Origin of the sequence: Bradyrhizobium sp. CCBAU 051011 (genome assembly GCF_009930815.1) — a bacterium.
Lineage (GTDB): Bacteria > Pseudomonadota > Alphaproteobacteria > Rhizobiales > Xanthobacteraceae > Bradyrhizobium.
This window is the reverse complement of record NZ_CP022222.1, coordinates 7,852,852-7,877,312: the sequence shown is the minus strand read 5'-3', so window position 1 is coordinate 7,877,312 and position 24,461 is coordinate 7,852,852. Positions and strand designations below refer to the sequence as shown.

Sequence of the window (24,461 nt, the reverse complement as noted above, 5' to 3'; positions counted from 1 at the left end):
AACGTCTCTTTGTGGCCCGTTGCTGACTTGCGTGACGAGCGCGCAGATGTCCGGTTTGTGGGGTGGAGCGGACTAGCGCCTGATGGATTGCCGAGGTGTTGACCCAAAACGGATGTCCCTCTTAGGATCAGCAAGACAAGCCCCAACGATCCTTCAATTTCTGTTAGCCTCGTTTCAATTTGCGAATGGCGTAATCTGCTGATGGATGGCAAATCACGGATTATGACGGGGTGGCTGAACATCATAAAATCGATCGCCGCTTTTGTCGGCGGTTGGGGCGCTAGCGTATTAGTAGCTTGGGTAGGTCTTTTTTCGCTGTACAAATGGTACGTGTCAGGAGGACTGCTCGTCTACGCTGGACGTGGGATAAATAATATCCGCCAGTATCAGATCATTACTTATGAAACTCACCCATTAGGCTTTCTTGCGCTTTTCGCTGTTTGCGTGATGATTGCCACGTTCGGACTGGCGCTGTGCGCAGGGCAGCTTTTGGCAATCCGAAGATGGTGGCTTAATAAACCCAAATCGGACCGTGACTGACGTCGTCGCGGCTGGCAGCCTGTTATATGATAGCCGATGCTAGCTATTGGCCCTAATGCGAAGTCAGGACGGGCTTTGAGGTAGTCAGCTTGTCGGGGTAGACCGGAAGTAATTGGCCGGTTTCGCAAACGCCGCTTTTGACCCTGGCTGTGTGAAAACGCTGTGCCGCTGGTATGATTCCCTCGTGATTCTGCGGGGGAATTGATGAGGCGCTTCGTTGAAGAGGCGGATCGTGGGCAATGGACGCTATTGCCCGAATGCCTCGATGATTTCATTGACGAGAGCAACCCTGTTCGCGTGATCGACGTGTTTGTCGATGTGCTCGATTTGGCCGAGATGAGCTTTGAGGGGGTGGAGCCGGCGGCGACTGGTCGGCCATCGTACCACCCCTCGGTTCTCCTCAAGCTTTACATTTACGGCTATCTGAACCGGGTTCAGTCGAGCCGACGGCTCGAACGAGAAGCCGGACGCAATGTCGAGGTCATGTGGCTATTGGGCCGGCTCGCACCTGATCACAAGACGATCGCGGACTTCCGCAAAGACAATGGCCTGGCATTGCGCAAGGTATGTGCGCTTTGTCGAACTCTGCCGCGAGATGGGACTCCTTGCGACGGCGAGCGTCGCCATCGATGGCAGTAAGTTCAAGGCCGTGAACAACCGGGACAAGAACTTCACACGGGCGAAAGTGGAGCGGCGGCGCGCCCAGCTGGAGGAGAGCGTCGCGCGCTATTTGGGCCAACTTGATACCGCCGATCGACAGGAACCGACGGAGGCGCTGGCGGAGAAAGTAACAAGGCTCACCGAGAAACTGACGAAGCTGAAGGCGGAAATGGGCAAGCTTGCCGTCTACGAGAAGCAGATGCTCGCGTCGCCCGACCAGCAAATCTCACTGACCGATCCCGACAGCCGATCGATGGCGACGAGCGGCCGCGGTTCCGGCGTCGTCGGCTACAACGTTCAGGTCGCCGTCGATACCGAGCATCATCTGATTGTGGTGCACGAGGTAACGAACAGCGGCTCTGATCGGGCGCAACTTGCCAATATGGCCAAGCAGGCGAAGGCTGTTCTTAAGACCGAGACGCTCGAGGCCGTTGCCGATCGCGGCTACTTCAGCAGCCTGGAGATCCTCGCGTGCCACGAGGCCGGCATCACTGTAACTCTGCCCAAGCCGCAGACCTCGGGCGCCAAGTCAGATGGCCGCTTCGGCAAGCAGGACTTTGTCTATTTGCCAGAGGAGGACGCCTATCGCTGTCCAACTGGGGAGCAACTGCCATATCGCTTTACGAGCGAGGAAGACGGCAAGCGGCTACGGCGCTACTGGACCACAGGCTGTCAAGATTGTTCGCTTAAATCGCAGTGCACGACAGGACCAGAGCGGCGGATTCCACGATGGGAGCATGAGCATCTGCTCGAGGCCGTGCAGCAGCGCCTTGATGCAAATCCACAAGCCATGCGCCAGCGTCGGGAGACGGTCGAGCATCCGTTCGGCACGATGAAGGCCCGCATGGGGGCGACACACTTCCTTACCAAAACGCTTCCAAAAGTAGCCGCCGAGATGGCGCTCTCGATCCTGGCCTACAATCTGACACGGGTCATGAACATCGTCGGGACCAAGCCGCTGATGGCTGCGATCGTGGCCTGAGACCGAGCCGATCCTTGCTTCTCACCGGCTTCCCTGGGAAGGGTGTTTTTACACGCCAAGACCCGACGCGGACATTGGCTAGCGGCTGCAGGTTGCAGCAACAGAGCCGCTTCTAGACCTAGCCACGCTCAGGTTTCAGCCGTTAAGATGTCCTCTCCTCGGCTGGAGCCCGTGAAAGATATGCCGATCAGCATTCGCGCGGCAAGGAACGAAGACCTGGAGATTGCGGCCGCGCTGGTTCAGCGAAGCATCAATGATCTGTGGACCCGGCATGGGGTTGAGCCGTCGATGCCGCTGCGGCCGCCACTGTTCCAAGCCTTCTGTCTGTCCGAGGATGCGAGCGGCCTATGGATTGCGGAAGACGGCGGGGCGATCATCGGCTTCGGTTTCAGCTGGACTCTCGCCGACTTCTGGTACCTGGCGCAGCTCTTCGTGGAGCCGGGGAAGCAGGCAAGGGGAGTCGGCGGGGAACTCCTCCAAAAAACCTTGCTCCATGCGGAGCGGCTGAAGGCGACAAATCGAGCGCTTATCACCTTTGCGTTCAATACGTCTTCAATCGGGCTTTATACGAAGCACGGCCTGTATCCGCGCGAACCCCTCTTTCGCATCAGCGCACCGGCCAGCGAGGTGCAACGGAGGCTTCGAAGCAGCCGCTATGCCCGTCGCCCGATTGCGGCGGGCGCGCCGGTCGATTGGCTTGGCCAAATCGACAGTGACATTCTCGGCTTCCGCCGCGACCGGCACCACGAGTTCCTGTTGCGGACAGATGCGACAGGATTCAGGATTGAGGAAGGCGATTCCGCCGTTGGCTACGCGTACGCGTCGCCCGAGGGTCACATTGGACCTCTCGCAGTTGCGCCGGGCGCTGACACGGCGGAGGTCGTCAGCGCGGCAATGGAAGCTGCTTTGAGCCTTCAACCTCAGCAGCTGTCGCTGATCGCGCCAGGGGGTGCCGACGCACTTATGGCCAAGATAACCGAACTTGGCTTTCGCATCGTGCAGCCGCTCGTCCTCATGTCGGCGCGATCATTTGGCGATTGGCGCAATTATGTTCCGCGCGATCCCGGCTATATGTGAGCGCTGGAAGCCTCCCCTTTCGCCGGCCGCGGCGGCGCCGACCACTTCCGGTACTGGCACCTTTGAGACATGCCCGCCCATCGTGAGGATGTCCGTTCACCGGGGGATTGTGTTGCAAAACTCGGCAGGTCTCGATTTCAGAGCTTAGCGATGAGTTTTAGCCGGCCCCTTGTTTGCGCCCTCCCTTGTGTCGGCTGCGGTGCCTATTCGCTGGTATCTATGCGAGGCAAGCGGCTCCGAGAGGGGATGGGGCACGGCAGAGAAGCTTGGCCAGCCGCCTTAGGTTGCGCCGTTGCTGTGAGCAGGACTTCGTCTCTGGCACCACCCAAGCCCCGCAGCCGAAGTCGGTCGAGCCTGAGAATGCGTTTCATATGCGCAAACCGCATCTCGATCTTCTTACGCTCGCGGCGAGACTGCTGGAAGGCTTCCGTATCGAGAAAGCGGTGGAGAGCAGGCAACGCTACCTCAAGCAATAGCGGCTTCAGCGCCGCGCGAACGATATCGAAGCCGGCGTAGCTGTATAGGAACCTTGCATTCTGTTCGGCATTTTCATGACATGCCAAGGTACTATTTCAACGTGCACAACGTGAGCCCAAGCGCCGGCGACTTGGCCGAAGAACTCCCCGATAATGAAGCCGCTTGGCGACGCGCCACGGTCAGCGCTGGCGCGGCCTTATTCAAAGACGACGGCATCTTTCGCCCCGATCAAGAATGGGCGTTAGAGGTGACTGACGAGGCTCGAAAACCGATCTATTTTATTCAGATTACAGCCTGGCAAGCGGAGTAGTCGCCGAAGGGCGGAGCTCTTCTTTCGTGCCGAAGCAAAACGGCCCCAGCGCCTTCGGGGGACGCGCTGAGGCCGTCTTGCATGTGTCCGGTGTCCTCCAGACGTTGAGCATAATTCAGGAACATTACCACTTGTTCCTGGTGGCCATCTCTGGCGCATATCTTTCCTTTGTCGAGGCTATTGCCGTTTAGATGGAATTTCGCGCAGGAACCTTGCCCTACCTGGGATGTTGGAAAGCATGCAATAACTCAGGAGGAAACTCGTATGAGAACTCTGTTACTGGCTGGTGTACTGGCGGTTGCTGGTTTCGCTATCGCCACGCCGATCTCTACTGCACCCGCGTCAGCTCAAGTTGCCGTTGATACTCCGCTCGGCGGCGTGAGAGTGGGCCCGCAGCCGCGTTACTACCGAGACTACGATCGACCCGCTTATCGCGCCTACGGATACGATCGCCGATATCGCGGTGGATGCCGCACCGTCACGATCGAGCGCGACGACGGTTCGGTCCGCAGGGTCCGCCGTTGCGACTAGCAGCGCCGGACTAGAAGATTGTCCCCGGCGCTCACGAGCGTCGAGCCAAGGCTCTCGCAATCAAGGAATTGGGTGCCATCCACTAAGGCCGCTTCAGTTGGCGGCCTCTTTCATTTCGCGAATGTCTCCTGTTGGTCCGAAACCGAAATGCTTCCGCAATCGCCTTATGTCTGGTGTTGGGGGAAGAACGGACCTAGCTCGGATACGCCCCGAGGTCTGAGTTTGACTCACTTCGGACATGCCGACTGCGCCCGTCACATGGCGCTTGCCTACAATGATAGTTCGAAAAGGTGAGGTCGGCAGACCGGCTAGAGGTTCACTAAACTGCGCGGCCAACGCTACGCTGAGAGTCGCCTTCGTCTAGTCACCTTCTTAGCGAAGGGATAAATGTCGGTTGCGCCGCTGCGGATAACTTCAAAAAACTCCAGACTACTATATTTGCACGTCTGGCAGATACTCAACAAAATTCAACGGCAATCCGTGTTCGTATCGCGCCGCACCCCAGCACTCGGTTGGCCAAACCTTCCCTAATGGTAGTAGTTGAATGACGGAGTTACGAGGAATTGAAAGCGTCGATCCGCGCGAACTAGAGAGCCAACGTGCGCTTACCGCGGCTTTGTGGTCAACGCTGAAAGAACAAGGCGTGAGAGACGGGACACCGGGGCGCATCGAATGCTATTTCTTCGCTAAAAGCGACGCGCACGTGACCGCTCTTGTAGCTGCCTTCCCGCGCTGGGAACGCGAGATCGCGAACAGTGACAATCCTCTCGGACGGCTCTCGGTACACATCATCTCCCCTCCTGTCCACCTGAGCAAAGAGGCTTTTCTTGAACTGGTCGACGTCGCGATGATCGCAGCGCATGAGAGCTCGTGCATCTTCGACGGTTTCCAGGTGGATACGAGCGCGCTGCAGAAGAGACGGTGGTGGAAGTTCTGGTGACGACCAGAGTCACCGCCCTTGGCCATATCGGCAAGGACAATCCTGGCTTCGGAGGGCGTTCGCAGTTGTATATCGAAGGAGTTCGCAAGGCAGGGCTGCCATAGTGACACGGCACCTCGCCGCAAGTATCGATGTCCGTTTCTGGCTCTTTTCGAACCTCGTGCGCTGTCCGAGTTAAGTGGGCGCCAAAGCGGACGTCCGTCGCCGCCCACCGCTTTATGAGGTCACACCCTGGTCATTGCTTCGGCCCGCCGAAATCGAGCGGCGGCAGTTCGATCTGCGGCACCTCGATCTTGACCTTGCTGAGGTCGACGTCGAGCGGCTTTGGAAGCAGGGCGGTAACCACCATCGGGAAAGCGACCACGATCACCACCATGATGGCCTGTAGGCCGATCCAGGGTATCGCCCCCCAGTAGATGTCGGAGCTCTTGACCTCCTTGGGCGCGACGCCGCGCAGATAGAACAGCGCGAAACCAAACGGCGGGTGCAGGAACGAGGTCTGCATGTTGACGCAGAGCATGACGCCGAACCAGATCAGCGCGGCGTCGGGACCCACGATCGGCGCCAGCACCTTCTGCGCAATCGGCGCCACCATCGGCAGGATGATGAAGGCGATCTCGAAGAAATCGAGGAAGAACGCCAGGAAGAAGATGAAGACGTTGATGAAGATCAGGAAGCCCCAGACGCCGCCGGGGATCGAGGTCAGATGGTGCTCGAGCCACACGCCGCCGTTGACGCCGAGGAACACCACCGAGAAGCAGGTCGAGCCGATCAGGATGAACACCACCATGCAGGAGAGGCGCATGGTCGACTGGTAGCCCTGCTTGATCAGATCGCGCAGGTCCGGAATGCGGACCGCTTCCAGGCAGAGCCAGACGACGGCCAGATAGAGCACCGCGAAGGTCAGCTTGAGCACTTTGCCTTCGCCGAGGAACATTCCGACGATTACGGCGACGCCGGTGGCGGCGATGCCGACGAGCAGCATCTTGTGTCCCTTGCTGCTCAGATCCTTGTGGTGGATAGCGGCGAGCACGATGGCGCCGATCGCACCCATCGCGCCGGCTTCCGTGGGGGTGGCCAGGCCCATCATCATGGTGCCCAACACCACGAAGATCAGCACCGCGGAGGGAATGATGCCCATCAGGCATTTGCGCCAGAGCGGCCAGCCTCGCAACGTCAGCGCGTCCTTGGGCACGGCCGGGACGTGATGGGGCAGGAAGATACTCAGAACGAAGGTGTAGCCGGCGAACAGCGCGATCTGCAGGAGCGACGGCCCCCAGGCGCCAAGATACATGTCGCCGACCGATTTGCCGAGTTGGTCGGCCATCACGATCAGCACCAGCGAGGGTGGCACCAACTGGGTGATGGTGCCGGATGCAGCCAGCACGCCGGTGATGTAGCGGACGTTATAACCATAGCGCAGCATCACCGGCATCGAGATCAGCGCCATGGCGATGACCTGCGCCGCCACCGTGCCCGTGATCGCACCGAGGATGAAGCCGACGATGATGACGGAATAGCCGAGACCGCCGCGGATCGGGCCGAACAGCTGGCCCATCGAGTCCAGCATGTCTTCGGCGAGACCGCATCGCTCGAGGACGGAACCCATGAAGGTGAAGAACGGAATCGCCAGCAGCAATTCGTTGGAAAGCACGCCGCCGAAAATGCGGCCCGGAATTGCCTGCAGGAAGTTCATGTCGAAAAAGCCGAGATGGATCGACAGGAACCCGAACGACAGCCCGAGGGCCGCCAGCGTGAAGGCCACCGGGAAGCCGATCAGCATGGCCAGAATCAAGCCGCCGAACATCAGCGGCGGCATCATCTCCAGCGTGATCATTGGGTCGGCCTCTCGTACTTCGCATCAATCACGACATAACCCTTAAGTGCGGCGATGCGCTTGATCACCTCGGAGAAGCCTTGCAGCGCCAGGAATACGAAGCCCACGGGAACGACGAGCTTGATCGGCCAGCGAAGCAGGCCGCCGGCATTGCTCGAGGTCTCGCCGACCGCGTAGGCCTGCATGAAGAACGGCCAGGACAGATAGCTGAGCAGCAGGCAGGACGGGATCAGGAAGAACAGGGTGCCGATCAGATCGAGCTTGAGCTGGCCACGCTCGGACAGCATCAGGTACAGGATTTCAACCCGGACATGCTCGTTCTTCTTGAACGTATGCGAGGCGCCGAACATCACGAAGATGGCGAACATGTACCACTGCAATTCGAGCCAGGCGTTGGACGAGTAGCCGAACGCGTAGCGGATCATCGCGTTGGCGGCGCTCACGACGCAGGCCGCAAGCACGAGCCAGTTGCAGACGCCGCCTAGTTTGTCATTGAGCCAATCGATTGAATTACTCAGGGCCAACAATGGGCGCATTACGCTCTCCTCGGACACGTCATCGAGGCGTGCCGGATGTCTTCATTGATATTGCATTGCCATCGCGCGCCCGACGACCGGAGCTGCCGCCGCGTAACCGGCGCGCAGGTTCGCTCCCGCGCGAAAAACGCGCGAGCCCGCAGCTCATTCGCAGATGCGATTGCAACGATAACTCCTCCCCCGTCTCGCGCTACCGCCGTCTTGTCTGCAACCAAAAGGATGCAGCGGCCTTGTTCCGGCCGTGCTGGCGTGAAAGCAGCCGCACCATTTCAGCGCGCTGCGGCGGCGTCAATCGGAAAATGGACAAATTGACGCGGCAACCAATTGATTGGTTGGCCTGATAAATCCGCGTTTTTACGGGTGATAAGTTGGCCGGCGGACTAGCCGCCGGTCACGCTCATGTGGCGCGAGACGCTCGGGCGGTTATGCCGGCGGTCGATGATGAAGTCATGGCCCTTCGGCTTCAGCCCGATGGCGCGATCGATCGCGGCCGACAGCAACTCGTCGTCAGGCGATGCCCGCAACGGCTTGCGCAAATCGGAGGCATCCTCGTGGCCGAGGCAGGTGTGCAGCGTGCCGGTGCAGGTGATCCGTACCCGGTTACAGGACTCGCAGAAATTATGGGTCATCGGCGTGATGAAGCCGAGCTTGCCGCTGGTCTCGGTGACGCGGACATAGCGGGCAGGGCCGCCGGTATTTTCGTCGAGGTCGGTGAGCGTGTAGTGCTGGGCCAGCCGCGCGCGCAACAATGACAGCGGTACATATTGGTCGATGCGGCCTTCGCCGATCTCGCCCATCGGCATGACCTCGATCAGCGTCAGCGCCATGCCCTTGCCGTGCGCCCATTCCATCAGCGAGGGAATTTCCTCCTCGTTCATGTTCTTCAGCGCCACCGCGTTGATCTTGACCGCAAGCCCCGCGTCGCGCGCGGCCTCGATGCCGGCCAGGACCTGGTCGATATCGCCCCAGCGGGTGATGGCGCGGAACTTCTGCGCATCGAGCGTGTCGAGCGAGACGTTGACGCGGCGGATGCCGCAGTCGCGCAATTCGGTCGCGAAACGCGCCAGTTGCGAGCCGTTGGTGGTCAGCGTCAGCTCATCGAGCGCGCCAGTGCCAAGATGCCGCGACAACGAGCGCACCAGCGTCATGACGTTGCGCCGGACCAGCGGCTCGCCGCCCGTGAGGCGGATCTTGCGCACGCCCTTGGCGATGAAGGCCGAGCACAGCCGGTCGAGTTCCTCCAGCGTCAGCAAGTCCTTTTTCGGCAGGAACGTCATGTCCTCGGACATGCAGTAGAAGCAGCGCAGGTCGCAGCGATCCGTCACCGACACGCGCAGATACCGGATGGTCCGGCCGAACGGATCGACCATCGGGCGCATCAGCTGATCGGGTGACGGGGAGCCGTTCATTCAAACTGCCTTGTAAAGGAGCCTCTAAAGAAGCTTGGCCTGCTGCTTCGCTAGCATAATCTAGGCAGCTTGTAAGGCGCCGACAATGCGCCTCAGCGCGCGGGTTGCGCCGGGGCAGGGGTCGGCGGGCGAGACGAATCGCTGGGGCTGCGGATCGCCGGATAACTGCAGTGAAATCAGCTGGTTACACCTGCGACACGGCCTTGCTCAGCCCGTCCACCGCGGCCGGCAGCTCACGCATATGCCCGATCAGCCGGTCGGGCTTGAACTCGGCGATCGGTACATCGGTGTAGCCGAATTCGACCCCGATCACGGGAACGCCGGCTCGCCTCGCGACGCCGACGTCAGGCCCGGCATCGCCCACCATGACGGTCGCGCCGATATCGCCGCCGGCCCGCGCCACCGTCTGCTGCAGGATGATGGGATCCGGCTTGGAGACACCGAACGTATCGGCGCCGCAGATCGCGGCAAACCGTCCGCTCAGGCCCAATTCGTCGAGCAGCCGCTTCGACAGCCATTCCAGCTTGTTGGTGCACACCGCAAAGCGGCACCCCTGCGCCGCGAGGTCGTCGAGCGCGGCTTCCAGCCCCTCGAAAGGGCGCGAGGCGTCGGCGATGTGGGCGCCGTAATAATCGATGAAATCCTTGGTCAGCCGGTTGATGTCCTCGACGCCCATGATGCGGCCTTCCGCTTCGAGCGCGCGCTCGATCAGCTTGCGTGCGCCGGCGCCGATCATGTTGCGCGCCGTTTTCACGGGAACGGGCGTCAGGCCTTCGCGCGCGAGCACGAAATTGAGCGCGGCAATCAGGTCGGGGGCGGTATCGACGAGGGTGCCGTCGAGGTCGAAGACAACGGTGCGAGGAAAGGTCATCGGAATTCGCTAGCGGCAGGCGTCGCGTCATGCAAGTAGGGAACTTGAAATCCGGGAGGACGACATGCGCGAGCTTGTGGGCAAGACCGCCTTTGTGACCGGTGGGGCTGGTGGAATCGGTTTGGCGCTCGGCCGCGCGTTCGCGCAGGCCGGCATGAAAGTGATGCTGGCCGATATCGAGGCGGATGCGCTGCAGGCCGCCGTCACCAACCTGCGGGAAATCTCGCCCGATGTCAGCGGCATCATCTGCGACGTTGCCGACGCGGAAAGCGTCGAGCGCGCCGCCCAGGCCGCATTCGACGCCTTCGGCAAGGTGCACGTGGTCTGCAACAATGCCGGCGTCGCCGCGGGCGGCGGCATCGACCATATCTCGCTCGACAGTTGGCGCTGGGTGATCGACGTCAACCTGATGGGCGTGCTTCACGGCATCAAGAGCTTTCTGCCGCATATCCGCGCGCATGGCGAAGGCGGCCATATCGTCAACACTGCCTCGATGGCGGGGATGTTGGCCGGACTTGGATTTAGCGCCTACGGCGCCAGCAAATTTGCCGTTGTCAGCATGTCGGAAGGGTTGAGCCTTCAGCTCAAGCCGCACGGCATCGGCGTCAGCGTATTGTGCCCAAACTATGTGCGTACCCGCATCGGCGAGAGCGGGCGCAACCGGCCCGCGCGCTACGGGCCGACGAAGCCGCTCGATCCCGCCAGCCCCGCTGCGGCCTTGGTCGCCGAGCTTGCCCGGAATATCGACGCCGGAATTGAGCCCGACGCGGTTGCCGCGCGGGTGCTCGCCGCGATCCGCCACGATGAACTCTACATTTTTACCCATCCCGGCATGCGGGCCGAGGTCGAGCCGCGTTTCGCCGCCATTTTGGCCGCAATGGATCGGGTTTCACCCCCATAATCGTTCTCTCGCACGACTTTTGGGCGCTGTTCCTGCCGTTAAAACGACGCTAGACATGCGCCCGCGGATCGGCGGGATTCCTGGGAGCATCGTCAGCGTGGATATGGATGGACTTAAGCGGCAGGCGGCGGCGCAGGCGCTGGAGCATGTGCAGGACGGCATGAAGCTCGGGCTCGGCACCGGCTCGACCGCCAAGCATTTTGTCGAGTTGCTCGGTCAGCGCGTGGCCGGTGGGTTGCGCGTGGTCGGCGTGCCGACCTCGGAAGCAACCCGCGCCCAGGCCGAAGCCTGCAAAATTCCCCTGACCACGCTCGACGAAGTCGACCGGCTCGATCTCACCGTCGACGGCGCCGACGAGCTCGATGGCGCCCTCAACCTGATCAAGGGCGGCGGTGGCGCGCTGCTGCGGGAGAAGATCGTGGCGGCGGCCTCGAATCGCATGATCGTGATTGCCGACGATACCAAATGGGTCGATGTCCTCGGCCGTTTCCCTCTACCTGTCGAGGTGATCCCGTTCGGGCTGGCCGCAACCCAGCGGGCCATGGCGGCCGCATTTGCCCAAAGCGGCGTTTCCGGGCAAATGGGGCTCCGCAAGGGCAAGGACGGCCACGTTTTTGTCACCGATGGCGGCCACTGGATTGTCGATGCCCATCTCGGGCGCATTGCGGATGCGCCGCGTCTGGCGGGCCTGTTGAGTCCGATCCCGGGTGTCGTCGAACATGGGTTGTTCATTGGCCTGGCCAGCATCGCCGTCCTGGCAGGTGCCCAGGGAATTCGCGTAGTTGAGCGGCGGTAACGCCGGAAATCGAGGAGAATTGGAATGAAGAGCCTTTCACGGATTATGTCGGCGACCGGCCTTGCAGTGGGGCTGGCCCTGACCGCCGTTCCGGCCAGCGCGCAGCAGAAGAACGCCCCTGCGGCGCCTGCGGCCACGCAACTCAAGCCTGGTTCGCCGGCGGCGATCGCTGCCGCCAAGGAAATCCTGACGATGAAGAACGCGGCGGCGATGTACGCCAACGCCGTTCCCAATCTCGTCGAGCAGACCAAGAACGTGCTGTTGCAGAGCAATCTGAACTACCAGAAGGACCTCAACGAGGTCGCCGTGATCGTGGCCAAGAATCTCGCCGGCCGTGAGAAGGAAATCGGCGAGGGCATGGCGCAGGTCTACGCCAACGAGTTCACCGAGCAGGAGCTGAAGGACCTCGTCACCTTCTACAAGTCGCCGCTCGGCCAGAAGCTGCTTGCGAGCGAGCCCCGTGCGATCCAGTTCAGCATGTCCTACATGAACCAGTGGGCCCAGGCCTTTGCCGAAACGATCAACGGCCAGTTCCGCGCCGAGATGAAGAAGCGCGGCAAGGATATCTGATCCAAACCAGAAGCGACTTCGGGCGGGGTTGAGATGGCTAAGTTCGACGTCGATCTGTTCGTCATCGGTGGTGGCTCGGGTGGCGTGCGCGCCGCCCGAATCGCTGCCGGCTACGGCGCCAAGGTCATGGTCGCCGAAGAATACCGGATGGGCGGCACCTGCGTGATCCGCGGCTGCGTGCCCAAAAAACTGTTCGTGCTCGGCTCGCACGTCCGCCACGAAATCGAGGACGCCGCCGGTTTCGGCTGGTCCATCCCGGAAATCTCCTTCGACTGGTCGACGCTGGTCGCCAACAAGGACAAGGAGATCGCCCGCCTCGAGGGCATCTACGCCGCCAATGTCGAGAAATCAGGCGCGCGAATTGCGAAAACCCGCGCGGTGCTGGAAGACGCCCACACGCTGCGACTGATGACCGGCGAAACGGTCACCGCAAAATATATCCTGATCGCGACCGGCGGCGCGCCGAACCACGGCCGCGAGATCCCCGGCATCGAACACGTGATTTCCTCCAACGAGGCGTTTCATCTGACCGAACTGCCGAAGCGCATCGTGATCCAGGGCGGCGGCTATATCGCGCTGGAATTCGCCGGCATCTTTGCCGGCTTCGGCTCCGATGTGACCGTGGTCTACCGCGGCGACAACATTTTGCGCGGCTTTGACGAGGACGTCCGCAAGCACGTGCGCGCCGAGATGGAGAAGCAGGGCATCACCATCATCACCGGCTGCACCATCGACAAGGTGGAGAAGCACGGCAAGGAATACACCACGCATCTATCCAGCGGATCGAGCATCGCTTCGGAGAAGGTGATGTTCGCGATCGGCCGCCACCCGAACGTCGCCAATCTCGGGCTGGAAAAGGCCGGCGTCGCCATCAATCCTGCGAATGGCGGCATTGCCGTCGATGAGTGGTCGAAGACCTCGGTCGACAACATCTATGCGATCGGCGACGTCACCCATCGCCTCAATCTGACGCCGGTCGCGATTCGCGAGGGCCATGCCTTCGCCGACACCGTGTTTGGCAAGCGGCAGCTAGCAGTCGATCACGCCACCATTCCGACGGCCGTGTTTTCGCAGCCCGAAGTCGGCACCGTTGGCCTGACCGAAGCGCAGGCGCGTGCGCAGGTGAGCCATGTCGACATCTACAAGGCCGATTTTCGTCCGATCAAGGCGACGATGTCCGGCCGCGACACCCGCGTGCTGATGAAGCTTGTGGTCGACGGCACCACCGACCGCGTGCTCGGCTGTCACATCGTCGGCGACACCGCCGCCGAAATCGTGCAGGCGGTCGCGATCGCGGTGAAGATGAAGGCGACCAAAGCCGATTTCGACGCAACGATTGCCCTGCATCCGACCGCCGCGGAAGAGCTGGTGACGATGCGCACGCCGACGGCGCGGTATGTGCGGCAGGCGGCGGAGTAGGCAGGATCGTAGGATGGGTGGAGCGAAGCGATACCCATCACCTTCCGCGAAACGCCACGGCTGACAATTGATTTGGGTTGTAGTCCTGTGTCACGCGAGCCCGAAATTTCTCTGGTAACGAGACGGCTCGCAGCGGACATGACATCGCTTTATCCGCAGCATCGGCGGCACTCGAAAGCGCGCTGATCGATCCGCGTACAGTCGGCGTAAGTGACTCCCCCGGAGAATTCGTCGTTGCTGTGGCGGTTCTCGACGAGAGACTGCTTTATTGGTCGGACATCGAGGAGGGGTGGGAGCTCGAGGTCTCCGATGGTCGCGGCAACATCGCCTCTCGCGGTTGCAACCAGTTTAAACTTCAGCATGTGCTCCATCAGGTTTTCGGCGCCCTGAATGCGTCCTAGGGGCGGCCGAGTGAGCATGCCAAGGGCTACCGATGGCCGCGACACTCTGATAACGGTGCGGGCAAGCATTCAATAACGGAGTTATCCCCATGATCGAACAAATCGGTATCGTAGGCGCGGGCACCATGGGTAACGGCATCGCCCAGGTGTGCGCCGCCGCCGGGCTTCCCGTCGTCATGACCGACATCTCCGACGCCGCGCTCACCCGCGGCATGTCGGTCGTCGCGAGCAGCCTGGAGCGCCTCGTCAACAAGCAGAAGATGACCGACGCCGATCGCCAGGCCGCGCTGGCACGCATCACGACGACTACGGACAACACGAAATTTTCTACCTGCGATCTCGTGATCGAGGCGGCGACCGAGAATGAAGAGCTGAAGGTCAAGATCCTGAAGGATCTATGCGCGAAGATTCGCCCGCAGGCGCTGCTCGCGACCAATACCTCGTCGATCTCGATCACCAAACTCGCGGCGGCAACGGACCGCCCCGACCGCTTCATCGGCATGCACTTCTTCAACCCGGTGCCGCTGATGGCGCTTTTGGAATTGATCCGCGGCCTGCAGACGTCGGACGATACCCATGCCAAGGCGGAAGCCTTTGCAAAACGGGTCGGCAAGGTTGCGATCACGGCGAAGAACAGCCCGGGCTTTGCGGTCAACCGCATCCTGTGCCCGATGATCAACGAGGCGATTTTTGCGCTTCAGGAAGGTATTGCCACGGCCGAAGACCTCGACGCCGGCATGAAGCTCGGCTGCAACCATCCGATCGGCCCGCTCGCGCTTGCCGACATGATCGGCCTCGACACCATGCTGTCGGTGATGGAAGTGTTCTATGAAGGCTTCAACGATCCGAAATACCGCCCCGCGCCGCTGCTGAAGGAAATGGTCGCCGCCGGCCACCTCGGCCGCAAGACCGGGCAGGGGTTTTATAGCTACGGGAAGTAGGCGTAGCGGTGGGTTTGTAGGGTGAGTTAGCGCAGCGTAACCCACCAAACTATTCGTGCGCGGGGATCAAAGCGGTGGGTTACGGCTTCGCCTAACCCACCCTACGCAGCTACTTCGGATTCGGATTGACAAGTCCCTGTCCGGGGTTCTCGAACTTCCCCGCCCGCGCCAGCTTCACCGCATTGCCGAGCGCGCGCGCCGCATTGCGGACCTCGTCCTGGAATTCGCGATCTTCGTCGAGCGCCTGGTGCGAGGTGGCGTAGGGCTCCATGTAGCCGATATAGCCCTCGGCCTCGGCGGTGCGGCCGGCCGAGATCAGCGACATGTCGGTGAGCCAGTCCGACAGCGAGCGGCGCAACATCTCGGCGCCGGCGCTGTCGCCGTGCACGACGAGCCCAAAGTGGCGTCCCGCCAGATGCCGCGGGTAGGGCCAGCCCTTCAGTTCGAGCGCCTTGGCTTGGTCGGCATGCTTGCCGTGGGTGGAGGTCGGATCGGGATTGCCGCCATCGGCGCAGACCAGCCGGTCCATCATCGCCTTCAGCGGCGTCGGCGCGTGATACCAGTTCACCGGCGACACGATCAGGATGCCATGGGCTGCCACCCACATCGGATAGATATCGTTCATCCAGTCGTCAGTCTGGTTCAGCGCGTAGTTCGGATAGCAACTGCAGGGCCAGTGACAGAGCGGCATCGCGGTGGCGACGCAGGATTTGCAAGGGTGAATCTGCCGGCCATATTCCGACGTCAGCCGCGACAGATCGAGAATGTCGACCGCAAATCCCATCTCGGTCAATACCGGCTCGCAGAGTTTGACCAGCCGCCACGTCTTCGAACTCTCGCCGGGGCAGGTATGCTCGGTGCGTGCCGAGCCGTTGATGATGAGGATGCGCGGCTGTGCGGCGGCATCGTCGTGGCGCCGCTGCGCCTCGAGAATGGCCTCGCGCGCGGCCAGCCAATCCAACGATATTTCGTACTCGGGATCGGCGAAGGCCGGCCCCGCTTTTCGCGTCCGCGGTGCCTTGCGCGAATGGCTGTAGGCGTCCCATGCGGCCGCGACGATGGCGTCGAGTTCGCGCTGCAGCGGCTTGAAGGCCGGATCGACGAAGCGGCGGCGGTAGCGCTTCTCGAATTCCTCGCGCGGCAGTTTGACGGCCGGCATTTCCTTGCGAATGTCCGGCGCCGTCATGGATCGGTCCTCGCGCGATGATTGCCTGTCTTCTCAACGTTGCAGGCGTCGCGGAGGTTCCGAGGTGGCCGGACGTCTAATCCGGACGCCACATGTCGAACAGCTCCGCCGCGCTCACCAGTTCGATCTGCTCGCTGAACCGCGTCCGGTACATGGTCATCAGCGCATCGTGGCCGGTGTCGGACGAACTGCACAGCGCGTCTTGCACGATGACGACGCGGAAGCCGAGATCGACCGCGCCGAGCACGGTGGAGAGGACGCAGACGTCGGTCTCCGCACCCGACACCACCACCGTGTCGACGTGCCGCTCGACCAGGAGGTGACCGAGCCGGGAGCCGAAGAATGCCGAATAAGCCGGCTTGTCGACGATAAGCGCCGGCGGCGAATAGCGCGTCAGCTCAGGCACGATATCGAGCGCGGCGGGCGCGAGATTGCCGCGCGTTGCGCGTTGCCATTTCGTGAAATAGGCCTGCCATTGGCCGCGCCGGTCTTGCGGCTGCTCCGGCGTGATAAAGCGCGTGAACACCGTCCGCTCCCGGTAGCGCGCGCAGATCTCGGAGATGACCGGCAACACCCGCTCCATCCACGGCGTTTCCCACACGCCGCCCTTGGCGAAAATGTTCTGCATATCGATGCACAGATGCGCAGCGTCGCGAATTCCCGCCATGTGCGGCCTCTCTCACGATCGGAAGGCTAATTCGATAGACAGGAACTGGTTTCAAGCGCGTCTTGAAGATCATGATGACGGCGCAGGCGATCTGCTGACGTCGATGCGAAGGGCTGGTGCAGGGATCTCAAGCCGAGCGACATGATCGACATGCATTCTTGGCTGCCGGTGTTGGCACGAACTCCTTCTCCGGTTCCACAGATTCACATTCGGGAAGGGATGGCAGTCATGCGGGAACCATCCGCTCCGATCGCTGTTGGCGGCGGTTTGTACCGTCCCTCCAACCCCCAGCGTTCGTGGAGTAATCGATGCTAAAGCCTCTCGCAGCGGCCTCTGTTATCCTGCTCGTCTTTTCCGCCCAGGCAAATGCGCGCCCTCAACACCGCCATCATGGTCATCGGGCCTGGTGCGGCAGCTATCTCAGTAAATATCTCGGCAAATCGGACCGCCGTCTCGCGCTGGCGCGCTCCTGGGCGAACGAGGGGATGAATGCAGGTGGCCCTGGCATTGGCGTCGTGGTGGTCTGGCGGCATCACGTCGGAATCATCACCGGGCAGACATCTGACGGCCAGTGGATCGTTCACAGCGGCAACGACGGCGGCGCGGTGCGCACGCGCGCCCGATCGCTTGCCCGCGCGATTGCGTTCAGACGCGTGTAGCAGGTGTGAGATCGCAGGGTGGGCAAAGGCTCGTCAGCGCCGTACCCACCATCTTTCATCGCGCGCGCTTTTCGATGGTGGGCACGCTTGCGCTTTCCCCACCTACGGACTGCGGACTGATTTGCTTTTGCCGGCAAGCGCAATTCTTGACGTGCAACTGCGACAAGATAACTCGAAGGGGCAAATCAATTCTGATTTTCCGAAATCGTGTCAAGCCCGGAATCAAAAAATATTCCGCTTAACAGGTTGGGCAAATCAGTCGCATAACTCCGCCCGTCTCACGGCAAGATGAGGGGCGCTTCGCGATCGTCACGAACGTGCGGTGAGATGCGATGGACGCTGATGTCACGACGACGTACGTGACGTGAGGCGTACGGCGAAGTCGTGTGGTTCGGACGCCGCGGTGCTGGCGTTAAGTTCTTGAGAAGCGAAGCTTCTCAAGGGCGACGGAGGCAAGAAAGCCGTTCTCCGGGGAGAGCACGAAGTAAGCCGTAAAGCCATTGCGCAGGGAAGGCCGGGATGCCCTCGCTGTACCTGTATGCTCGTGTGCGTTCTTTTTTTGCGCAACGGCACACGAGACCTCGGGTGCAGCAAGCACCCGGTCTTCCCTGCGCCCTTGTGTCCAGGAAATCTGTCAGAATGTGCGAACGGGCGGTTGCGCACCAACCGCCCGTTGCTGGAACTGAGCCCGTTGCGCCCAAAGGCGACCGAGCCTGTGTCAGAGCGAGGGACAGCTCCGGTGTCTTCCTCAACCCGAACAGTTGCAAGGGCTTCGAGCCCGAACCGAGCAAGGAAGGGAGTGGATGATGGCACAAAATGCTCATGTTGTCGTGGGTATCGATGTCGCCAAGGACAAGGTGGATGCGTGCATTCGTGCGTTGGGATTACGGCAAACCCTCCCGAGCACGACCCAGGGGCACCGTAAGCTGGTCGCCTGGCTTCGCAAGCACCAGGCGAACAAGGCGGTGATGGAGGCGAGTGGCGGCTATGAGCGTGCCTGGGCCAAGGTGCTGCGCGACGCCGGCATCGAAGTTCGGATCGTCGACCCCAAACGGGTCCGCAGCTTCGCGCTATCAGCCGGACGGCTGGCCAAGAACGATACGATCGATGCCGAGATGATTGCCTGGTTCGCCGAGACATTCAGCGATGCGCCGGGCCAGAAACACGATGCGGCACAAGAGGAGCTGCAGGCACTCGTAAAGGCGCGCTTAAGCCTGATTGATTTTAGGATGCGCTTGGTCAGCCAAAGCGAGCATGCCGCGCCGGGATTGGTGCAGAAGGCGCATGCCCGCATCTTGAAGAACCTGGCCTGCGAGATTGCCAAGCTCGAGGCCGCCATCTGCGCCAAAATCAAGTCCATGCCGGATTTTGCGGAACGCGCCGAGATCATCGAGAGTGTGCCGGGGTTCGCCGAGACGAGTTCGGCAAACCTCCTTGCAGGAATGCCGGAGCTTGGTCAGGTGAGCAACAAGATCGCCGCGGCCTTGATCGGGGTCGCCCCCTATGACGACGACAGCGGAAAGCGCCGCGGCGAGCGCCACATCAAGGGAGGCCGCCGCTGGGTCCGTAACGCCATCTACATGCCCTGTGTTGGCGCAGCCACGCTGAACAATCCCGTGCTGAAGGCCTACTATCAGCGCCTGATTGCCAAAGGAAAAGAGCCGAAGATTGCCATCATCGCCGGCATGCGCAAGCTGATCATCATCCTCAACACCATGATCGCACGACGGCAGAAATGGGATCCCAGCCGTTACGCGTTGAGCTGACGAGCGCGCCCACCGCGATCGGTTCCGCGACCGAGCGCTTGCAAAGCCGACAGACCGGTGAACGGGCGGGGTCAAGGCCGCAGCCGCCGTAGGCGGGGGCGCGCCAGCGCCAGCCTTGAGGCCGGCCGATCACCGGGCTACTTCCAGCACAGTTGCTCTGATTGGAGAGGGCGACCAAAGAAGATTGCAAACCTCGGGCAAAACATGTCGCGAGATCGCGAAACTATATCCACCGTCATTGCGAGGGCAGCGAAGCAATCCATTGTCACCTCACACGCGGAAGGATGGATTGCTTCGCTTCGCTCGCAATGACGGCGGCACCTTCAAATCGACTCGCCAGGACAATCAGCTCAAAGATCCTGTCGGGTCAGCCGCCCCTGCGGCATCGCAGATCGAACGGCCGCCTTCTTCGGCGTCTCGCCACCCGTCAGCGCCATCACCGAGACCGCAACAACGCGATCGACGATGGCATCCACGTCGTTGAGGTCGCATTGCCCTTCGGACAATCTGGTCAGCCGCTCCTTTTCCCGGATGGTGTGATGCGACATCGCGAGCGCAAAATGCAGGCCCCAATTGAGATCGGCGTCGTTGCGGCCGGGCATCGCGCGGCGCATCGCGGCGATGAATTTTCGCAAGTGATCGACCTCTCGGTTCTTGATGCGGCGGATCGGCGGCACCGATTCAATGGAGGCGCGGATCATGAACCGCGCCGCGGTCGAGCCTTCGCGGTCGGGGCCGAGGCAGCCGCGCAGGGTAGGGCCGACCAGCGCGTGCAGAATGGCGTCGATCGGGGCGTGGCCGCCGCCCTTTTCCTCGGCAAGCTTCAGCTCATTGAGCCGCTCGCGGTTGGTAGCGAGGCTGCGGGTGACGAACAGCTCGGCTATCAATTCGTCCTTGGAGCCGAAATGATAATTCACCGCGGCGAGATTGACGTTCGCTTCGGCGACGATGTCGCGCAGCGTCACGTCGCCGAAGCCGCGATCGGCGTAAAGCTTCTCCGCGGCGGCAAGGATGGCAGACCGGGTCCGATCGCTCGACATATCTGGTCCCCGTTTGCGGAGTTGCTATTCAAACACTTGTATGAAACTATCGTTTGAAGGGCCGGAAATGTCAACAACGTTTGCGAACGTGTCGCATCTCCAACCAGCCGCACTGTCAGATCCGCAAAATGGCTTGCGGGCCGCGGGTAGCGGGCAGACAGTGCGGCCCAACGGTTTCAGAAGCTAAAGGCGAGGAGCGTCCCATGAACTTCGATATGTCAGAGAAGCAGAAAGATTGGCTGAACCGCGTGCAGGCGTTCATGAAGACGCATGTCCGTCCCGCGGTTCCGATCTACGAGAAGCAGGATGCGGAGGGCCCGCGCTGGAAGGTGATCCCGATCCTCGAGGAACTGAAGAAGAAGGCGAAGGCCGAAGGCCTCTGGAACATGTTCATGCCGCCGAACGCGCATGAGGACGACGAATTCCGCGGCGCGGGATTGACCAACCTTGAGTATGCGCTGTTGTCGGAAGAGATGGGCCGCATCTCCTGGGCCTCGGAGGTGTTCAATTGCTCCGCCCCCGATACCGGCAACATGGAAGTGTTCATCCGCTACGGCACCAAGGAGCAAAAGCGGAAGTGGCTGCGGCCGCTGATGGACGGCGAAATCCGCTCCGCCTTCCTGATGACCGAGCCCGCGGTGGCGTCATCGGACGCGACCAACATTGAGACGCGGATCGAAAAAGATGGCGACCACTATGTCATCAACGGCCGTAAATGGTGGTCGTCGGGTGTCGGCGATCCCCGCTGCAAGATCGCGATCCTGATGGGTAAGACCGATCCGAACGCGGCGAAGCACCAGCAGCAGTCGCAGATCCTGGTGCCGCTCGACACGCCCGGCATCAAGGTGGAGAAGATGCTGCCGGTGTTCGGCTTTGACGACGCGCCGCACGGTCACGCCCAGGTTCTGCTGGAAAACGTTCGCGTGCCGAAAGAAAACATCCTGCTCGGCGAAGGCCGCGGCTTCGAGATCGCGCAGGGCCGCCTCGGTCCTGGCCGTATCCATCATTGCATGCGCACCATCGGCAAGGCCGAGGAGGCGCTGGAGAAGATGGTGAAGCGGCTGGCCTCTCGCACCGCGTTCGGCAAGAAGATCATCGAGCACTCGGTGTGGGAACAGCGCATCGGCGAAGCCCGCGCCGATATCGAAATGAATCGCTTGCTGTGCCTCAAGGCCGCCGACATGATGGACAAGGTCGGCAACAAGACCGCGCAGGCCGAGATCGCGATGATCAAGGTCACCGCCCCCAATATGGCGCTGAAGATTATCGACAACGCTATTCAGGCTTACGGCGGTGGCGGTGTCTCCGATGATGCCGGCCTGGCGCGGGATTATGCCCATATCCGTACGCTCCGCCTGGCGGACGGTCCGGACGAGGTGCACAATCGCGCCATTGCCAGACTTGAACTTCGGAAGTATGCAAACGCTACTCACTAACGGGAGAGCCATCGATGGCGCTCCCCAAAGTCTAAGAAGAATTAAGGGAGCGTCATCGTGGCGGACGGCGTCAGGAAAGACGAAGAGTTCTCGGGCACCAAGGAAGTTGAGGAGCGTCATCGTATTGATGAGGCGAGCCTCGATCGCTGGATGCGCGAGCATGTCGAAGGCTACCAGGGACCGCTGAAAGTCCTGCAGTTCAAGGGCGGTCAATCCAATCCGACCTACAAGCTCGAAACGCCGGCACGATCCTATGTGATGCGCCGAAAGCCGTTCGGTAAATTGCTGCCGTCGGCGCATGCAGTCGATCGCGAGTTCCGCGTTATCGCGGCGCTGGGCAAGCAGGGCTTTCCGGTCGCAAAGGCCTATGCACTGTGCACCGATGACACCGTGATCGGCGCGGCCTTCTACATCATGTCGATGGAAGACGGCCGGGTGTTCTGGGACCCGACCCTGCCGAGCCAGACGCCGGATGCACGCCGAAAAATCTTCACCAGCAAGATCGAGACGCTGGCAAAACTCCACGTCTTCAATCCCGAAGCAATCGGGCTCGGCGATTTCGGCAAGCCCGGCAATTATTTCGCGCGCCAGATCGATCGCTGGACCAAGCAATACCGGGCGTCCGAGACGCAGCACATTCCTGAATTCGAGAAGGTGGCCGAGTGGCTGCCGCGAACGGTCCCTGAGCAGAAGCGCGTCTCGATCGTCCATGGCGACTACCGCCTCGACAACATGATTTTCCATGCGACGGAACCGCGGGTGCAGGCGGTGCTGGACTGGGAGCTGTCGACGCTCGGCGATCCCATGGCCGACTTCACCTATCTGTTGATGCAGTGGACCATGCCGGGGCTCGCCAACGCCGATCTCAAGGCGCTGAACATTCCGAGCGTGGAGGAGGCTGCGCAGATCTACTGCGATGTGACCGGCATGGAAGTGCCTGACCTCAACTGGTACTTCGCCTACAACATGTTCCGCCTCGCAGGCATCACGCAGGGTATCGCCGGACGTATCCGCGACGGCACCGCGGCCAATGCCAAGGCGCTGGAATCGGCGGCGCGCACCGTGCCGCTGTCGAAATCTTCCTGGGAATACGCTCAGAAGGCCGGCGCGACCTGACCCGCGCCGTTAGTTCAGTCGTTAGGTTCCTTGGCACTCTCCCCGAATATTCGCGGCAGCCTGCTCATGGCAGTGTCCATGGCGGCGTTCACCACGAACGACTCCATCACAAAGGTGGTGTCGTCCGAGATGAACTTCGGCCAGGTGATCCTGGTGCGCGGGCTGTTCGCGATCGTCCTAGTCGCGGTATTCGCCTGGCAGCAGGGCGCGCTGCGTCCGCTGCACACGCTGATGGTGAAGCCGGTCGCGCTGCGGGTGTTCGGCGAGATCGGCGGCACGGTCTCGTTCATGGCGGCGCTCGTGCATCTACCGCTCGCCAATACCTCGGCGATCCTCCAGGCGCTGCCGCTGGCGATCACGCTCGGTGCTGCTGTGATCTTCCGCGAGCCCGTCGGCTGGCGGCGCTGGTCGGCAATCGCCGCAGGCTTCATCGGCGTGCTCATTATCGTGCGGCCGGGACTTGCCGGCTTCAGCCAGTACTCGCTGTTCGCACTGGTGTCGGTCGCGTTCTGCGCGCTGCGTGACCTTGCGACCCGGAAGATTCCGGCCAAGATCCCGTCGCTGTTCATTACGTTGCTGACTGCCGTGACAGTGACGACGGCCGGCGGCGTCATCCTCGTTCCGCTCGGGGGCTGGACGCCGCCATCCGCCAGCGCGCTCGGCCTGCAGGCGCTGGCCGCGGTGCTGCTCCTGATCGGCTATCAATGCATCATCTCGGCGCTGCGCACCGGCGACATCTCGGCGGTGGCGCCGTTCCGCTATTCCGCGCTGCTGTGGGCGATGATGCTCGGCTATCTCGTGTTCGGCGACATACCCGACGCGATGATGGTGACGGGGGCTGCGATCATCGTTGCCTCCGGCCTCTACGCCTTCTACCGCGAGCGCATCCGCCACCGCGCGCTGGCGGCGGAATCATCCGGCCTGCCGCCCGACGGCTTGTGATTGCATCATGGGAGCCCATATCTCCGAAGCTGATTGGAGATGGTCATGATTCAGCAATTGCGCATCTACGAAATATTCGAGAAGAACAAGGCCGCGTTCCACGCCCGCTTTCGCGATCACGCCGCGCGCATCATGCAAACCAGATATGGTTTCCGGATCGTCGCGATGTGGGAAACCAAATTCGGCGACAGAACCGAGTTTGCCTATCTGCTGGAATGGCCGGACGAGGCGGCCAAGACGACTGCATGGTCAGCTTTCATGGCCGATACCGAATGGTCCGACATCAAGCGCGTGACGCATGCGGAGCATGGCCTGATGGTAGGCCAGATCGAGGACCGCTTGCTGGCGCCAACAGACTATTCGCCGGCGATAGGCAGGAGCCTTCTTGCGGCATCAGCGTAGAAAATCAGTCTCGTGTCCCGGACGCGGTGCGGCACGAAACGACGCGCGG

22 protein-coding genes and 2 pseudogenes are annotated in these 24,461 nt (G+C 61.5%); 16 read left to right on the top strand and 8 right to left on the bottom strand.

Features of this window, described 5'->3' with window-relative positions; genetic code table 11:
- Window positions 1-201: 201 nt before the first annotated feature.
- The 3 genes and pseudogenes from ACH79_RS37275 (at window position 202) to ACH79_RS37265 (ending at window position 3,259) form a co-directional block, all read left to right on the top strand.
- Complete coding sequence (locus tag ACH79_RS37275) at window positions 202-540, top strand: hypothetical protein (protein ID WP_161855355.1); 339 nt, start codon at window positions 202-204, stop codon at window positions 538-540.
- 204 nt (window positions 541-744) lie between these two features.
- Window positions 745-2,182, top strand: a pseudogene (locus ACH79_RS37270) (IS1182 family transposase).
- A 180-nt stretch (window positions 2,183-2,362) separates the two neighbouring features.
- Window positions 2,363-3,259, top strand: a complete 897-nt coding sequence (locus ACH79_RS37265) for a GNAT family N-acetyltransferase (protein ID WP_246738768.1) — start codon at window positions 2,363-2,365, stop codon at window positions 3,257-3,259.
- 217 nt (window positions 3,260-3,476) lie between these two features.
- Here ACH79_RS37265 and ACH79_RS44485 read toward each other — a convergent pair.
- Window positions 3,477-3,678: pseudogene (locus tag ACH79_RS44485) on the bottom strand (transposase); the annotation flags it as partial.
- Window positions 3,679-3,866: 188 nt separating this feature from the next.
- Here ACH79_RS44485 and ACH79_RS37255 point away from each other — a divergent pair.
- Window positions 3,867-4,046 (top strand): hypothetical protein, encoded by a 180-nt coding sequence (locus tag ACH79_RS37255; RefSeq protein ID WP_161855353.1) that lies wholly within the window; start codon window positions 3,867-3,869, stop codon window positions 4,044-4,046.
- 1,075 nt (window positions 4,047-5,121) lie between these two features.
- A complete protein-coding gene (locus ACH79_RS37250) occupies window positions 5,122-5,517 on the top strand; it encodes a hypothetical protein (protein ID WP_161855352.1) in 396 nt (131 codons plus the stop codon).
- Window positions 5,518-5,752: 235 nt separating this feature from the next.
- Here the strand turns inward: ACH79_RS37250 and ACH79_RS37245 are convergent, their stop codons facing one another.
- The 4 genes from ACH79_RS37245 to ACH79_RS37230 all read right to left on the bottom strand — a co-directional run bounded on the left by ACH79_RS37245 (window position 5,753) and on the right by ACH79_RS37230 (window position 10,170).
- Window positions 5,753-7,354, bottom strand: a complete 1,602-nt coding sequence (locus ACH79_RS37245) for a TRAP transporter large permease subunit (protein WP_161855351.1) — start codon at window positions 7,352-7,354, stop codon at window positions 5,753-5,755.
- Complete coding sequence (locus ACH79_RS37240; protein ID WP_161855350.1) at window positions 7,351-7,890, bottom strand: TRAP transporter small permease subunit; 540 nt, start codon at window positions 7,888-7,890, stop codon at window positions 7,351-7,353. The genes ACH79_RS37245 and ACH79_RS37240 overlap by 4 nt, the downstream gene beginning before the upstream one ends.
- 380 nt (window positions 7,891-8,270) lie before the next feature.
- Window positions 8,271-9,299: a GTP 3',8-cyclase MoaA gene (gene moaA / locus ACH79_RS37235; RefSeq protein WP_161855349.1), complete on the bottom strand. Its 1,029-nt coding sequence runs from the start codon at window positions 9,297-9,299 to the stop codon at window positions 8,271-8,273.
- Window positions 9,300-9,483: 184 nt separating this feature from the next.
- Window positions 9,484-10,170 (bottom strand): HAD family hydrolase, encoded by a 687-nt coding sequence (locus tag ACH79_RS37230; protein WP_161855348.1) that lies wholly within the window; start codon window positions 10,168-10,170, stop codon window positions 9,484-9,486.
- A 64-nt stretch (window positions 10,171-10,234) separates the two neighbouring features.
- Between ACH79_RS37230 and ACH79_RS37225 the strand changes: the two genes are divergently transcribed.
- The 5 genes from ACH79_RS37225 (at window position 10,235) to ACH79_RS37205 (ending at window position 15,198) form a co-directional block, all read left to right on the top strand.
- Window positions 10,235-11,071 (top strand): SDR family NAD(P)-dependent oxidoreductase, encoded by an 837-nt coding sequence (locus ACH79_RS37225; RefSeq protein ID WP_161855347.1) that lies wholly within the window; start codon window positions 10,235-10,237, stop codon window positions 11,069-11,071.
- A 97-nt stretch (window positions 11,072-11,168) separates the two neighbouring features.
- The gene (gene rpiA / locus ACH79_RS37220; protein ID WP_161855346.1) at window positions 11,169-11,867 is read left to right on the top strand and encodes a ribose-5-phosphate isomerase RpiA; all 699 of its coding nucleotides are present in this window, start codon (window positions 11,169-11,171) and stop codon (window positions 11,865-11,867) included.
- Window positions 11,868-11,891: 24 nt separating this feature from the next.
- A complete protein-coding gene (locus ACH79_RS37215; protein WP_161855345.1) occupies window positions 11,892-12,437 on the top strand; it encodes a DUF2059 domain-containing protein in 546 nt (181 codons plus the stop codon).
- A 33-nt stretch (window positions 12,438-12,470) separates the two neighbouring features.
- The gene (gene gor, locus ACH79_RS37210; protein WP_161855344.1) at window positions 12,471-13,856 is read left to right on the top strand and encodes a glutathione-disulfide reductase; all 1,386 of its coding nucleotides are present in this window, start codon (window positions 12,471-12,473) and stop codon (window positions 13,854-13,856) included.
- A gap of 490 nt (window positions 13,857-14,346) precedes the next feature.
- The gene (locus ACH79_RS37205; RefSeq protein WP_161855343.1) at window positions 14,347-15,198 is read left to right on the top strand and encodes a 3-hydroxybutyryl-CoA dehydrogenase; all 852 of its coding nucleotides are present in this window, start codon (window positions 14,347-14,349) and stop codon (window positions 15,196-15,198) included.
- A gap of 109 nt (window positions 15,199-15,307) precedes the next feature.
- Here ACH79_RS37205 and ACH79_RS37200 read toward each other — a convergent pair whose 3' ends face one another.
- On the bottom strand, window positions 15,308-16,384 hold the full coding sequence (locus ACH79_RS37200; protein WP_161855342.1) for a flavodoxin family protein: 1,077 nt from the start codon (window positions 16,382-16,384) through the stop codon (window positions 15,308-15,310).
- 76 nt (window positions 16,385-16,460) lie between these two features.
- On the bottom strand, window positions 16,461-17,051 hold the full coding sequence (locus ACH79_RS37195) for a cysteine hydrolase family protein (RefSeq protein WP_161855341.1): 591 nt from the start codon (window positions 17,049-17,051) through the stop codon (window positions 16,461-16,463).
- Between the two features lie 308 nt (window positions 17,052-17,359).
- Between ACH79_RS37195 and ACH79_RS44480 the strand changes: the two genes are divergently transcribed.
- A complete protein-coding gene (locus ACH79_RS44480; protein WP_246738282.1) occupies window positions 17,360-17,710 on the top strand; it encodes a hypothetical protein in 351 nt (116 codons plus the stop codon).
- An 806-nt stretch (window positions 17,711-18,516) separates the two neighbouring features.
- Entirely contained in the window at window positions 18,517-19,476 is a 960-nt protein-coding gene (locus tag ACH79_RS37185) for an IS110 family transposase (RefSeq protein WP_161849892.1), read from the top strand.
- Window positions 19,477-19,826: 350 nt separating this feature from the next.
- Here ACH79_RS37185 and ACH79_RS37180 read toward each other — a convergent pair whose 3' ends face one another.
- Window positions 19,827-20,516, bottom strand: coding sequence for a TetR/AcrR family transcriptional regulator (locus ACH79_RS37180; RefSeq protein WP_161855340.1), 690 nt, complete (start codon window positions 20,514-20,516; stop codon window positions 19,827-19,829).
- Between the two features lie 203 nt (window positions 20,517-20,719).
- Here ACH79_RS37180 and ACH79_RS37175 point away from each other — a divergent pair, with 203 nt between their 5' ends.
- The 4 genes from ACH79_RS37175 to ACH79_RS37160 are packed head-to-tail and all read left to right on the top strand — an operon-like array spanning window position 20,720 to window position 24,412.
- Complete coding sequence (locus tag ACH79_RS37175; RefSeq protein WP_161855339.1) at window positions 20,720-21,952, top strand: acyl-CoA dehydrogenase family protein; 1,233 nt, start codon at window positions 20,720-20,722, stop codon at window positions 21,950-21,952.
- Between the two features lie 57 nt (window positions 21,953-22,009).
- On the top strand, window positions 22,010-23,068 hold the full coding sequence (locus ACH79_RS37170) for a phosphotransferase family protein (RefSeq protein WP_161855338.1): 1,059 nt from the start codon (window positions 22,010-22,012) through the stop codon (window positions 23,066-23,068).
- A gap of 30 nt (window positions 23,069-23,098) precedes the next feature.
- The gene (locus ACH79_RS37165; protein WP_161855337.1) at window positions 23,099-24,010 is read left to right on the top strand and encodes a DMT family transporter; all 912 of its coding nucleotides are present in this window, start codon (window positions 23,099-23,101) and stop codon (window positions 24,008-24,010) included.
- Between the two features lie 45 nt (window positions 24,011-24,055).
- Window positions 24,056-24,412, top strand: coding sequence for an NIPSNAP family protein (locus tag ACH79_RS37160; protein WP_161855336.1), 357 nt, complete (start codon window positions 24,056-24,058; stop codon window positions 24,410-24,412).
- The last annotated feature ends 49 nt before the right edge of the window (window positions 24,413-24,461 follow it).